Annotated in this window: 12 protein-coding genes; 6 read left to right on the top strand and 6 right to left on the bottom strand. The window is 65.5% G+C overall.

Annotation, left to right across the window (positions count from 1 at the left end; translation table 11 throughout):
- Positions 1 to 159: 159 nt before the first annotated feature.
- Both ACU0DV_RS22540 and ACU0DV_RS22535 read right to left on the bottom strand, forming a co-directional pair.
- Positions 160 to 720 carry a holin family protein gene (locus ACU0DV_RS22540; protein ID WP_446242988.1) on the bottom strand — a complete coding sequence of 187 codons (561 nt, stop codon included), beginning with the start codon at positions 718 to 720 and terminating at the stop codon, positions 160 to 162.
- Complete coding sequence (locus ACU0DV_RS22535; protein ID WP_446242987.1) at positions 711 to 1,331, bottom strand: holin-associated N-acetylmuramidase; 621 nt, start codon at positions 1,329 to 1,331, stop codon at positions 711 to 713. The genes ACU0DV_RS22540 and ACU0DV_RS22535 overlap by 10 nt, the downstream gene beginning before the upstream one ends.
- A gap of 85 nt (positions 1,332 to 1,416) precedes the next feature.
- On the opposite strand from ACU0DV_RS22535, the gene ACU0DV_RS22530 reads away from it, so the two are divergent.
- Entirely contained in the window at positions 1,417 to 1,848 is a 432-nt protein-coding gene (locus ACU0DV_RS22530; RefSeq protein ID WP_446242986.1) for a cupin domain-containing protein, read from the top strand.
- Between the two features lie 102 nt (positions 1,849 to 1,950).
- Here the strand turns inward: ACU0DV_RS22530 and ACU0DV_RS22525 are convergent, their stop codons facing one another.
- The 4 genes from ACU0DV_RS22525 to zwf all read right to left on the bottom strand — a co-directional run bounded on the left by ACU0DV_RS22525 (position 1,951) and on the right by zwf (position 6,911).
- Positions 1,951 to 2,823, bottom strand: coding sequence for a PRC-barrel domain-containing protein (locus tag ACU0DV_RS22525; protein WP_446242985.1), 873 nt, complete (start codon positions 2,821 to 2,823; stop codon positions 1,951 to 1,953).
- A gap of 140 nt (positions 2,824 to 2,963) precedes the next feature.
- The gene (pgi, locus tag ACU0DV_RS22520) at positions 2,964 to 4,544 is read right to left on the bottom strand and encodes a glucose-6-phosphate isomerase (protein ID WP_446242984.1); all 1,581 of its coding nucleotides are present in this window, start codon (positions 4,542 to 4,544) and stop codon (positions 2,964 to 2,966) included.
- 78 nt (positions 4,545 to 4,622) lie between these two features.
- Positions 4,623 to 5,300, bottom strand: a complete 678-nt coding sequence (pgl, locus tag ACU0DV_RS22515) for a 6-phosphogluconolactonase (protein WP_370311293.1) — start codon at positions 5,298 to 5,300, stop codon at positions 4,623 to 4,625.
- Positions 5,301 to 5,456: 156 nt separating this feature from the next.
- Positions 5,457 to 6,911, bottom strand: coding sequence for a glucose-6-phosphate dehydrogenase (gene zwf / locus ACU0DV_RS22510; protein ID WP_100926851.1), 1,455 nt, complete (start codon positions 6,909 to 6,911; stop codon positions 5,457 to 5,459).
- 184 nt (positions 6,912 to 7,095) lie between these two features.
- Between zwf and ACU0DV_RS22505 the strand changes: the two genes are divergently transcribed.
- The 5 genes from ACU0DV_RS22505 (at position 7,096) to ACU0DV_RS22485 (ending at position 12,119) form a co-directional block, all read left to right on the top strand.
- Positions 7,096 to 8,043 (top strand): radical SAM protein, encoded by a 948-nt coding sequence (locus tag ACU0DV_RS22505; RefSeq protein ID WP_446242983.1) that lies wholly within the window; start codon positions 7,096 to 7,098, stop codon positions 8,041 to 8,043.
- 150 nt (positions 8,044 to 8,193) lie between these two features.
- Positions 8,194 to 9,138, top strand: coding sequence for a nucleoside hydrolase (locus ACU0DV_RS22500; protein ID WP_446242982.1), 945 nt, complete (start codon positions 8,194 to 8,196; stop codon positions 9,136 to 9,138).
- A gap of 8 nt (positions 9,139 to 9,146) precedes the next feature.
- A complete protein-coding gene (locus tag ACU0DV_RS22495; RefSeq protein ID WP_446242981.1) occupies positions 9,147 to 10,133 on the top strand; it encodes a restriction endonuclease in 987 nt (328 codons plus the stop codon).
- Positions 10,130 to 10,576 carry a GNAT family N-acetyltransferase gene (locus ACU0DV_RS22490; protein ID WP_100930777.1) on the top strand — a complete coding sequence of 149 codons (447 nt, stop codon included), beginning with the start codon at positions 10,130 to 10,132 and terminating at the stop codon, positions 10,574 to 10,576. Before ACU0DV_RS22495 ends, ACU0DV_RS22490 begins: the two co-directional genes overlap by 4 nt.
- A 115-nt stretch (positions 10,577 to 10,691) precedes the next feature.
- Positions 10,692 to 12,119 carry a protein adenylyltransferase SelO gene (locus ACU0DV_RS22485; RefSeq protein ID WP_446242980.1) on the top strand — a complete coding sequence of 476 codons (1,428 nt, stop codon included), beginning with the start codon at positions 10,692 to 10,694 and terminating at the stop codon, positions 12,117 to 12,119.
- Positions 12,120 to 12,145 lie beyond the last annotated feature (26 nt).

The raw sequence follows: 12,145 nt of genomic DNA, 5'->3' as shown, positions 1-12,145 counted from the left end.
AATGAAATCGCGCGGATCGGGCGTTCACTTTGTCGCGGGGGCCCATCACCCTCCGCCTGTCCGCCGTCGCAAACAGGTGCCCCGCCAACACGGAAACAGGCGCCGGACCGCAGCCGACGCCTGTCACGTTTCTATCCGCTGGGACGGCAAAGGGCGCCGTCAGGACGCCTGTCGCCAATCGTTCAAGGCGGCGTTGTCGCCGGGGGTCTCGAACGCTTCGGGCTCTTCGGCACCGGCGTTCACCTGCGCCCCGCCCCTCAGGGCCTCCACGTCGCGCACGGTCTGCACCACCTGCGGCACGGCGGCCATGGTCACCGCGATCTCGCGCTGGAACTCCTGTCCCTTCGCCTGATGGCGGGCGCCGAAATAGAAGCTGACGATCGCCCCCAAAAGCCACCACAGCGGCTCCGGCACCAGTGCGATCCCGGCCATCCGCGCCGCGAACCACACCGGATCGACCATCGCCGCCACGAAAAGCCCCATGGTGCCAAGCGCCATGGCGGGGCGCGGGATGCGGTTCAGCGCATCCATCAGGCGGTCGAACCAGCCGCGATCCGCAACCCGGAACTCCGTCCCGAACTGGCCGAGCGCGGCCTGCTGGGCGACCGCCTCGCGCACCGCGTCCTTCTCCGCGTTCACCCGGAAGACCTCGGCGGTGTCGGCGATCACGTTGCGGCCGCTGCCGAACAGCGTCGCCAGAAGGCCCTGCACTATCCCCATGCCGCCACCCGCGCCTGAAACTCGGCATCCGTCATGTGATAACGGGCCGAGATGAACTCCTCCGCGCGGCGGATCCAGCCGCCCTTCCCGCCTGCGCGGGTCCTCGCGTACTTTCGCGACGCCGGCCGCTGGTCCGCCAGGCGGAAGTAGTAGTTCCGCCGGGCGATCCCGTAGGCATCGGCCATGTGGTGCGGCGCCTTCGCAAAGGCGCGCGCGCAGGCGGCGATTGTTTGCGGACCAATGGCGCCGTCGACGCCCACCCGTTCGCCCATCTCCGCCAATAGCCGCTGCAGGATGCGCACCGCGTTGGCCCCGGCGTTGACATACATGTCAAAGACCGTCGCCTGCAGCGCCTCGGGCAGCTCCGCGATCCGCGGGCGCAGGAAATAGTGGTCGAGGTAGATTTCCACCGCCTGCGCCCGGGTGATGCGCTTGACGTCTTCGGCATCGACCGTGCCGTCCCGCGTCAAATCGAGACCCAGCCGGCGCATCGTGTGCACCGTTACCCCGTGTTTCGTCGCGCCGCCCGGATCGTCCGGGTCGTTGACATAACCACCCTCGCGCGCGACGATTTGCTCGGCCATCTGCCGGACATGCCGTGCTGTTGCCATCGTTCTTGCCTCCTCATGAGAGCCACTCGATGCGGCAACCCTGCTGCGGTTTGGTTAACAGCCTTTGAGAGGAGCGCGCGCCGCCATGACGGAACTCACCGCCGAAGACATCATCGCGCGACTGGATCTCGCACCACACCCCGAGGGCGGGCATTTCCGGCAGACGTGGATCGCCGCGGCGGAGGATGGGACACGGCCCGCCGGCACCTGCATCTACTTCCTGCTCGGTCCCGACGAGAAGAGCCATTGGCACGCGGTCGATGCGACAGAGATCTGGCATTTCTACGCGGGCACGCCGCTGGTCCTGTCGGTGTCGGCCACAAAACAGGGACCGCGCCAGGACATCCTTCTGGGACCGGACCTGCTGAACGGCGAAACGCCTCAGGCGATCGTTCCCGAAGGGCATTGGCAGGCCGCGCGGGCGGGGGCCGGCTGGGCGCTCGTGGGCTGCACGGTATCGCCGGGCTTCCGTTTCGAGGGCTTCGAACTGGCGCCGCCGGACTTCGACATTCCCTGACCGCCCCGGCCTGCGAATACGGGTTCATGGATCACGGACACATTCCGGAATCGAAACGACCCGGGACAATGCCCGGGCCGTTCCTTGACCTGTGAAAGGCGGTTACTGCATCTGCGTCGTTTCGTACGCCTGCATCTCCGTCAGCTGGTCGTTGGAGTACCAGGTCACGACGTCGTAGCCACCACCTTCGAGCGGCACGAGCTTGGCTTCGCCGGACTCGAGCAGCACGAACTTGTCGCCGATGCCGAGGAAACCGCCGACTTCTGCAACGATACCGGCGATGCCGCCGTCATCGCTGATGACGATGTCCTGCACGGAACCCACGCGGGTCCAGTCTTCGGCCACGGTGTTGAAGGACGCGGTCTTGTCCCATTCGCCTTCGATCACGTAGACGCGGTTGCCGATGATGGCCTTGGCCGACACGTCGCCGGTCACGCCGAGACCCTCTTCGCCCGAGGCCATCTCGCTGGACATGTCCGCGTCACCGGCCATCGAGTCGGTGCCTTCAGCGGCTTCCATGGTGTCGGACTCTTCCGCCATCGGATCGGCTGCGTCAGCCGTGTCGGTCGCGTCTTCTTCCTCTGCCATCGGGTCGGCTGCGTCGGCGGTATCCGTCGCGTCCTCTACCTCTGCCATCGGGTCGGCTGCATCGGCGGTGTCCGTCGCATCCTCTTCCTCGGCGGCCGGGTCGGCTGCATCGGCAGAGGCGGTTGCGTCTGCATCGGCGTCAGCCGCGTCGGTGTCGGCTTCGGCATCGGCGGTCGCTTCACCTTCGACGGAGGTGGATTCGTCGGAGGTCGAGTCCACCATGTTCTGGCTGTCGGCATCGGACTCTTCGTTCGTCGCCTGATCCGTCTGATCGGTCTGCTGCGCCTGGTCCTGCGGCAGGATCGTGGTGCTGTCGCTGTCCTGCTGCGCAATGGCGAAGGCAGGAATGAGGGCGGCGGCCGCGGTCGTCAAAAGAAAGCGTTTCATAGGAATTCTCCTTATCCCATCCAGATGACCAGAAAACGCCACCTCCCCCTTTCTGTTCCGCCCAATATTTTCGCATCGGCGCGGAACATTCCGCGCACACCTGCGTTTCACGCCGCTCTCAGCGATGTTTCACGCCGCTCTCAACCCTGATTTGCATGCACAAATCGCAGCAATTGTTCGGTCGAGCCGTCCTTTCCGGCAATCGGCGCGTCTCCGCTCACCAGCGGGCCAAGCGCCGTCGCCAGTTCCTTGCCCAGCTCCACGCCCCACTGGTCGTAGGAGTTGATCCCGAGGATCACCCCCTCCACGAACACCCGGTGCTCGTACAGTGCCACGATCTTGCCCAGTGTCTCCGGGTCCAGCGTCTCGTACATCAGCGTGGTCGAGGGCCGGTTGCCCGGGAACACGCGGTGCCGCGCCTGCCGTTCCAGTTCCTCGCCCTCGAACTTGCCCGCGACCTTGCCGCGCGCCTCGTCCAGGCTGCGGCCCCGCATCAGCGCCTCCGATTGCGCAAGGCAGTTGGCCACCAGCAACTGGTGGTGATGCGCCAGCTCCGGCTCGTGTCCCTTCGCGGCGACCATGAACTCGCAGGGGATGACCCGCGTGCCCTGGTGGATCAGCTGATAAAAGGCATGCTGGCCGTTGGTGCCCGGCTCGCCCCACACGACCGGACCGCTGTCATAGGGCAGATCGGCGCCGTCCATGCTGACGCCCTTGCCGTTGCTCTCCATCTCAAGCTGCTGGAGGTAGGCCGGCAGGCGCATCAGCCGGTTGTCGTAGGGCAGCACCGCACGCGTGGCATGACCCAGCCCCTGGTTGTGCCAGATCCCCACCAGCGCCAGCATCACCGGCAGGTTCGCCGACCATTCCGCCTCGCGGAAGTGCATGTCCATCGCGCGCGCGCCCGACAGGAAGGCACGGAAGTCCTCCGGCCCGACAGCGATCATCACCGACAGCCCGATCGGCCCCCACATGGAATAGCGCCCGCCGACCCAGTCCGCGAAGCCGAAGACCCGCTCCTCCGGAATGCCGAAGGCGCCGGCCTTCTCAGCGTTCGACGACAGCGCGATGAACTTTCCCTCGTCCGACACGCCATGACCTGCGAGCCAGTCCTTGGCCGATTGCGCGTTGGTCATGGTCTCGATGGTGGTGAAGGTCTTCGACGCGACGATGAACACGGTCGTCGCCGGGTCGAGCCCCTTCAGCGTGTCGGCGATGTCCGCCCCGTCGACGTTCGACACGAAGTGGCAGCGCGGCCCGTCATGGTAGGGCGCCAGCGCCAGCGTCGCCATCACCGGACCCAAGTCGGAGCCGCCGATGCCGATGTTCACCACGTCGGTCACGTCCGAGGCCCGCAGTTCACGGGCCAGAGCCTCCATCCGGCCGAGCGTTTCCAGCACCTCCGGCATCACGTCCTCGCCGTCGACCAACACCGGGTCGCCGTCGAGGTTCCTGAGGGCGGTGTGCAAGACCGCGCGCCCTTCCGTCTCGTTGATCTTCGCGCCGGTGAGCATCGCCTCGCGCCGGTCCGCGACCTTGGCCGCGTCGACAAGCGCCAGCAGCGCCGCCTCGACCTCCGCGTCGATCTGCGTCTTCGAATAGTCGAAGAGCATCCCAAGGGCGGTCACGCTGAACCGTTCGGCCCGCCCCGTTTCGGAGAACAGATCCTCGATCCGGCGATCCCCGATGCGCGCTGCCTGCGCCTTTACAGCCTCGAACATTCCCGCTTCTCCGCTCATCGCCGCACGTCCGCGTCCGGCCTTTGAAATTCTTTCAACCCTAACCCCGCGCGTGGCGGGTCAGAGCGCCCAATGCACCTTGGCCTCGTCGAGAACCGCGTTGATCGGCGCCTCGATTCCCGGCTTGCCGCGGGCGCCCTCAAGCACCGCGCGCTTTTCCTCGCCGAAGATCAGGACGTGTTTCGACATGGCCCCGTTCAGCACGTGCGCCGACAGGGTGATCCGCGGCTCCGGCGCGCCGGGTGCGCGCATCGCCATCAGGATCGGCGCGTCGGGCTTCAGTGCCTCTTCGAGGCGGTCGGCCTCAGGGAAGATCGACGCCGTGTGCATGTCGGTGCCCATCCCCAGCAGCACCACGGCCAGGGGAAGTACCTCCGCGATGGGTTTGCTCAGTTCCTCAAGCGCGTCTTCCGGCGCATCGAAGGGGGCGTACAGGGGCAGAAAACGGGCCTTTGCCGCACGCTCGACCAGCAGACGCGACTTTACCAGCGCGGTGTTGGACCGCGGGCTGTCTTCGGGCACCCAGCGTTCGTCGCCCAAAAGAACGTCCACCCGGCTCCAGTCCAGGTCGGCGGCGCAGAGATCGTCGAAGATCGGCCCGGGCGACGTTCCGCCCGGCACCACAAGCGCCGCGCGCTCCTCGTGCTGCAGAGCGGAGCGCAGGTCGCCCGCCAGCCGCTGCGCCAGTTCGATCGACAGCATTTCGCGATCCGGATACTCGATGAATTCGTAGGTCAAACCGTTTGTCCTTCCTCGGTCTGTCCACGGCGCACCGGCTTCCGACGCGCCGCACGTCACTAGTGGCAAAGACCGTTTGCCGCCGCCCAACGCGGCAAAGGCACCTGACCGTGGTCAGGTCCTTTGCCGGGAAAATGCGTCATCGGGCACCATGCCTCAAGACTTGATCTCGCGCCACTTGCGGCCATCGCGGTGCATCAGCATCAGCGCATCCTCGGGTCCGCTCGACCCAGGATCGTAGGGCTTGGGCACGTCGCCGCGCCGCTTCCAGCCCGCAATGATCGGATCGGTCCAGGCCCATGCCGCCTCCACCTCGTCGCCGCGCATGAACAGCGTCTGGTTGCCCCGGATCACGTCCATGATCAGACGTTCATAGGCATCGGGCACCTCTTCGGCGTCCGGTCCAAGGGCTTCGGCAAACGACATATCCAGCGGCACGTCCACCAGACGCATCCCGCCCGGTCCCGGCTCCTTGATGGTGACGCCCAGCGTCATCCCCTCGTTCGGCTGCAACCGGATCGACAACACGTTGCGGTGCGTTCCGGCCTCCGGACCAAAGATCGAATGCGGCGCGTCCTTGAACACCACGGCGATCTCGGACGTGCGCGACCGCAGCATCTTGCCGGTACGCAGGTAGAACGGCGTGCCCGCCCACCGCCAGTTGGAGATGTGGCACTTAAGGGCGACGAAGCTTTCGGTGGTGGAGCGCAGGTCGTCCACATGCGTCCGGTACCCCGGCTGCGTATCGTCCGCGTCGTATTGGCCGCGCACGATCTGATGATGATCGACCGGGTCCAGCGCCCGGATGACCTTCAGCTTCTCGTCGCGCACCGCATCCGGGTTGAACCGTGCGGGCGGCTCCATCGCGATCAGGCACAGAAGCTGCATCAGGTGATTCTGCACCATGTCCCGCATCGCGCCCGACTTGTCGTAGTAGGAACCCCGGCCCGCCACGCTCACCGTCTCGGCCACGGTAATCTGGATGTGGTCGACGTATTGCGCGTTCCACAGCGGCTCGAACAGCATGTTGCCGAAGCGGACGGCCATGAGGTTCTGGACCGTCTCCTTCCCGAGGTAATGGTCGATCCGGTAGATCTGCGTCTCGTCGAAATGCTCGGCCAGCGTGGCGTTCAGCTTCTTCGCCGTCTCGAGGTCCTTGCCGAAGGGCTTCTCGACCACCACGCGGCTGTCATCGTCGGCCAGGCCGAAACTGCGCAGCCGTTCCGCAAGCGCGCCGAACAGCGACGGCGCGACCGAGAAATAGAAGGCGCGGATCACACCGTCCCTCAGCCGCCCTTTCAGCGTCTCCCAGCCGGTCTCGCCCATGGCGTCGACATGCTCGTAGCCGACCCGCTCCAGGAAGGCATCGACCTGCGCCTTGTCGGCCCTGTGTGCGCCGCCGAACTCGCGGATCGCCTCGGCGACCGTGTCGCGAAACGCCGCGTCGTCCATCTCGGACCGGGCGGCACCGATGATGCGGGCATCCTCCGGCATCTGACCCGCGCAGAAACGGCGGAAGAGGCCGGGCAGAATCTTGCGGCGCGCCAGGTCGCCTGTGCCGCCAAAGATCACGAGGTCGAAGCCATCCACCGGAATGACACGAGACACCATGGCATTACATCCTTTCAGTTCCGCGGCGCAGTTAGCGCTAACGACATATCGATGACGACGTACCCCATCTGTTGCACGGAGTCTAACAGCGATGTTGCCCTTCACAAAGGCGTGGGACCAAATTGTGTTGCCCCGCCAAGAGATGCATCATCTTCCGGCACGGCCGCACAGCACGGAGAGCCAGATGAAAGACGCAAGCCTCGCCAACGAGGGCAAGTTCCGCGACCCGCACGTCACCGCGAAGGGCGAACCGCGGGCACGCGTCGCGTTGTCTGACCCTCAGACGCTCTGGTTCAACACCGGCACGCTTTGCAACATCACCTGCGCCAATTGCTACATCGAAAGCTCGCCCGAGAACGACAGCCTCGTCTACATCACCGCAGCCGAGGTCGAGAGCTACCTCGACCAGCTCGAAGACCGCGACTGGCGCGTGCGCGAGATCGGCTATACCGGCGGCGAACCCTTCATGAACCCCGAGATGATCGCCATGACCCGCGCCGCGCTCGACCGCGGTTACGAGGTGCTGATCCTCACCAACGCCATGCGCCCGATGATGCGCCCCCGCGTGCAGCGCGGCCTGAAGGACCTGCAGGCGAAACACGGCGACCGGCTGACCCTGCGCGTCTCGCTCGACCACTATTCGGCCAGCCAGCACGACGCCGAACGCGGCATCGGCAGCTTCGCCCGGACCATCGAAGGCATGCGTTGGCTGCGCGACGAGGGCATCCGCATGGCCGTCGCCGGCCGCACGCTCTGGCACGAATCCGATGCGGAGGCGCGGCAGGGCTTTGCCGCGCTCTTCTCCCGCGAAGGCTTCGACATCGACGCGGCCGACCCCGGCCAGACCGTCCTCTTCCCCGAGATGGACGAGACCGTCGAAGTGCCGGAGATCACCACCGCCTGCTGGGACATCCTGGGCAAGCACCCTTCCTCGGTGATGTGTTCGTCTTCGCGCATGGTCGTCAAACGCAAGGGCGCCGACCGTCCCGCCGTCCTCGCCTGCACCCTCCTGCCCGACGATGCGGAGTTCGAGCTGGGCGCCACCCTGGCGGAGGCGGAGGGCGAGGTCGCCCTCAATCACCCCCATTGCGCCAAGTTCTGCGTCCTCGGCGGGGCAAGCTGCTCTGCCTGATACGCGCATATAACGCGCTGCAATTCACCGGAAACCGGAAAACCGACCACGGGTAAACCGGATCGGCAGGCCAATGCCTGCCGGATTTCTTTCGACACTTGCAGCACCCCGCCCCGCGTGTCACCAAACCCCCGCACGAGGAGACGCGCCATGACCACGCCCCGCAAGATCATCATCGACACCGACCCCGGGCAGGACGACGCCGTCGCGATTCTGCTTGCCCTCGCCTCTCCCGAAGAGATCGAGGTGCTGGGCATCACCACCGTCGCTGGCAACGTGCCGTTGCACCTGACCACCCGCAACGCACGGATCGTCTGCGAACTGGCGGGCAGGCCCGACACCCGGATCTTCGCGGGCTGCGATGCGCCGCTGGCCCGTCCGCTCGTCACAGCCGAACACGTCCACGGCAAAACCGGCCTCGACGGCCCGGTGCTGCCGGAACCGACGATGCCGGTGGCCGACCTGCATGCGGTGGACTTCATCATCGACACCCTGCGCGCCGAGGCACCGGGCAGCGTCACGCTCTGCCCGCTCGGCCCGCTCACCAACATCGCGACCGCGCTGGAAAAGGCGCCCGACATCGCCTGCCGCATCGCCGAGATCGTGCTGATGGGCGGCGCCTATTTCGAGGTCGGCAACATCACGCCCGCCGCCGAATTCAACATCTATGTCGACCCGGAAGCGGCGAAGGTCGTCTTTGCCTGCGGCGCGCCGATCACCGTCATGCCGCTCGACGTGACCCACAAGGCGCTGGTGACAAAACCCCGCAACGACGCCTTCCGCGCGCTCGGCACCCCCGCAGGCCACGCCGTGGCCGAGATGACCGACTTCTTCGAACGCTTCGACAAAGAGAAATACGGCTCCCTCGGCGCGCCGCTGCACGACCCCTGCGTGACCGCCTACCTGATCGCGCCGGACCTCTTCGAGGGACGGCACATCAACGTCGAGATCGAGACCGCCTCCGACCTAACCCTCGGCATGACCGTCGCCGACTGGTGGCGCGTCACCGGGCGCGCCCCGAACGCCACCTTCATGGGGGCAATCGACGACGACGGCTTCTTCGCCCTGCTGACCGAACGGCTGGGCCGGCTATGACAATGTGGATGGTCCGCGCAGAGCGCAAAGGCGTCTTGTTTGACAGTTTTATCGAAGGCGAAATCGTAGCAATCGGCTGGTCGGAGATCGGTGATTTCACCGCATCCCCCAACTTGGAAAGAATGATTGCCGCATGCCAGCGTGCATTTCCCGAGAACACTGACTTCACCAACAAGGTCGCCGCCGGACAAGTTTACCGCTTCATCACGGAATTGGCAGAAGGCGACCATGTCGTCACGTACGACCCTTCCCGACGCGTCTACGCCGTGGGCGTGATCACCGGGTCTGCGTCCTACAGGATTGGACATCTCGCAGACGGAGAACACAGCTGGCCCAATGTGCGCCCCGTCAAATGGATCGACGAGGTGAAGCGCGATGATCTAAGCCAGCCCGCACGTAACACACTCGGCTCATTGCTCACCCTTTTCCAGCTAAAACCTTCTGTCGAATCCGAAATCCTCAGCCGCCTCAAGGGAACCCCTGTACCTTCTGAACCGGCAGACGATGATCCGGAAGCAGCCGGCACCGAAATCGACATGGAAGAGCGTAGCATTGAGTTCATCTCCGATATGGTCGCCCGTCTGTCTCCCAATCAGATGGAGGAATTCGTTGCCGGTCTCTTGCGTGCCATGGGGTACGCCACGCGAATATCTCCACCGGGCCCGGATCGCGGGGAGGACATTCGTGCAACCCCGGATGCACTCGGCTTGCAGGACCCCCGCATCATCGTCGAAGTCAAACACCGCGCGGGTGCGATTGGTGCGCCCGACCTTCGCGGTTTTCTCGGAGGCAGGCACAGCAACGATAAAGGGCTGTACGTTTCGACAGGCGGTTTCACCAAAGACGCCCGCTATGAAGCGGCGCGCGCAAATATCCCTCTACAGCTTTTGACACTCGAAGATCTCGTCGAACTGGTCGTCCAGTATTATGACCGCCTGGATGTCGAAACCCGCGCCATGGTTCCTCTCAAACGCATTTATTGGCCGATACTATGAAATCCCTCCACCTCGCCACTGTCGAAGACCTCCCGAAACTCCTGCCCATGGTGGCGGGGTTCCATGGCGAGATGGGCTTCGGCACCGACGCCGAGCACCACAGGGCGGCGATCCAGCCGCTGCTGGACGGCTCTCCGCATGGCGCGATCTGGCTGATCGGTCCGCGCCGCGCGCCGGTGGGCTATATCGCCATCACCTTCGGCTGGTCGGTGGAATTCGGCGGGCTCGACGCCATCGTGGACGAGATCTACATCCGGCCCGCCGTCCGCGGCCGGGGCATGGGCGGAGAGGCGGTGCACGGCATCGCCATGGCGCTGAAGGACGCGGGCGTCCGCGCCCTGCACCTCGAGGTCGACCGCGAAGACGACAAGACCCAGACATTCTACGCCCGCAACAAGTTCAAGGCGCGCGACGGTTACATCTTCATGTCGCGCGTTCTCTGACTGCCCGCCAGACCGATTTCGCCTCAGACATCCCCGCGGCGCACATCGCGGGCCCTCAGGCGGTGCCCCGTTTGGCCCCCTGTCAAGCCGTCGCCTCCCCGCCTATATTGAAGCCATGACCCTGCACATCCCGTTCGACAACAGCTACGCCCGTCTTCCCGAAGGTTTTGCGGCCCACCTGCCTCCGACGCGGGTGGCGCGCCCCAGCCTGATCGCCTTCAACCACCCGCTTGCGGAAAGCCTCGGGATCACCGGGACGCGCGACATGGCCGACGACGACCTTGCCGCTCTGTTCTCCGGCAATGCGCTGCCCGATGGCGCAGAGCCTTTGGCCCAAGTCTACGCCGGTCATCAGTTCGGCGGCTATTCCCCGCAACTGGGCGACGGGCGCGCGCACCTTCTGGGCGAAGTGCTGGCCCCGGACGGCCGCCGCGTGGACATTCAGTTGAAGGGCTCGGGTCCGACGCCCTTTTCGCGCCGTGGCGACGGGCGCGCATGGGTCGGTCCGGTCATCCGCGAATACGTCGTGTCAGAGGCCATGCATGCACTGGGAATACCCACGACCCGCGCGCTGGCCGCCTGCCGCACCGGGGAAGAGATCATCCGTGAGCGCCCCCTGCCCGGCGCCGTCTTCACCCGCGTCGCGTCGAGCCATATCCGCGTCGGCACCTTCCAGTATTTCGCCAACCTGCAGGACCGCACGGGGCTGCAAACGCTTTTCAACTATACCGTGGATCGCCACTACCCGGACGCCGAATCGCCCACCGACCTGCTCCGCGCCGTGATCCGCAGGCAGGCCGCGCTGGTCATGCAATGGATGTCCGTGGGCTTCATCCATGGGGTGATGAACACCGACAACTGTACCCTGTCGGGCGAGACCATCGACTACGGCCCCTGCGCCTTCCTCGACGCCTATGACCCCCGCAAGGTGTTCAGCTCGATCGACACCTTCGGGCGCTACGCCTATGCGGCGCAGGCGGATATCATCGTCTGGAACATGGCGCAGCTGGCGACCGCCCTGATCCCGCTGATGCCGGACCGGGAGGCGGCGGTGGAGAGCTTCACGAAGGAAGTCCATGCCATGCCCGAGCTGCTCCAGGCGGAGTGGCTGGCACGTTTCGCGGCGAAACTCGGGATCTCGGACCCCCGGGAGGATGACGGTGCGCTGATCGGAGAGCTTCTGCAGCTGATGCAGGCGGGTGGGTCCGATTTTACCAATACCTTTGCGGCGCTGACGCGAGGGTCCGCGCGGGACGAGATCGCAGATCGCAGCGCATATGACGACTGGCACCGGCGGTGGCAGAGCCGCCTGACGGAGGAGGACGCCCCGCAGGCCGTGCTCTCTGCCGCGAACCCCTTGGTCATCCCGCGCAACCATCGGATCGAAGAGGCCATTCAGGCGGCGACCGATGGGGACGACAGCCTTTTCAACAGGTTGCGCGACGCTCTTGCCACACCGTATGAGCTGGCAGAGAAGAACCAGTGGCTCGCGCGGCCGCCGAAAGAGGACGAAGTTGTCACCGCGACCTTCTGCGGTACCTGACGGATTGGTGCGCACCCACCGGGCCC

The sequence above is a fragment of the Sagittula sp. genome (assembly GCF_052825245.1).
This window is presented reverse-complemented; position numbering and strand designations above follow the sequence as displayed.

Excerpts from the sequence above, each read along its gene's own strand:
- ACU0DV_RS22530 (WP_446242986.1), top strand. The coding sequence starts at position 1,417 with ATGACGGAACTCACCGCCGAAGACATCATCGCGCGACTGGATCTCGCA.
- ACU0DV_RS22525 (WP_446242985.1), bottom strand. The coding sequence starts at position 2,823 with ATGAAACGCTTTCTTTTGACGACCGCGGCCGCCGCCCTCATTCCTGCC.
- ACU0DV_RS22485 (WP_446242980.1), top strand. The coding sequence starts at position 10,692 with ATGACCCTGCACATCCCGTTCGACAACAGCTACGCCCGTCTTCCCGAA.
- pgi (WP_446242984.1), bottom strand. The coding sequence starts at position 4,544 with ATGTTCGAGGCTGTAAAGGCGCAGGCAGCGCGCATCGGGGATCGCCGG.
- ACU0DV_RS22500 (WP_446242982.1), top strand. The coding sequence starts at position 8,194 with ATGACCACGCCCCGCAAGATCATCATCGACACCGACCCCGGGCAGGAC.
- ACU0DV_RS22540 (WP_446242988.1), bottom strand. The coding sequence starts at position 720 with ATGGGGATAGTGCAGGGCCTTCTGGCGACGCTGTTCGGCAGCGGCCGC.
- ACU0DV_RS22535 (WP_446242987.1), bottom strand. The coding sequence starts at position 1,331 with ATGGCAACAGCACGGCATGTCCGGCAGATGGCCGAGCAAATCGTCGCG.
- ACU0DV_RS22490 (WP_100930777.1), top strand. The coding sequence starts at position 10,130 with ATGAAATCCCTCCACCTCGCCACTGTCGAAGACCTCCCGAAACTCCTG.
- ACU0DV_RS22495 (WP_446242981.1), top strand. The coding sequence starts at position 9,147 with ATGGTCCGCGCAGAGCGCAAAGGCGTCTTGTTTGACAGTTTTATCGAA.
- zwf (WP_100926851.1), bottom strand. The coding sequence starts at position 6,911 with ATGGTGTCTCGTGTCATTCCGGTGGATGGCTTCGACCTCGTGATCTTT.
- ACU0DV_RS22505 (WP_446242983.1), top strand. The coding sequence starts at position 7,096 with ATGAAAGACGCAAGCCTCGCCAACGAGGGCAAGTTCCGCGACCCGCAC.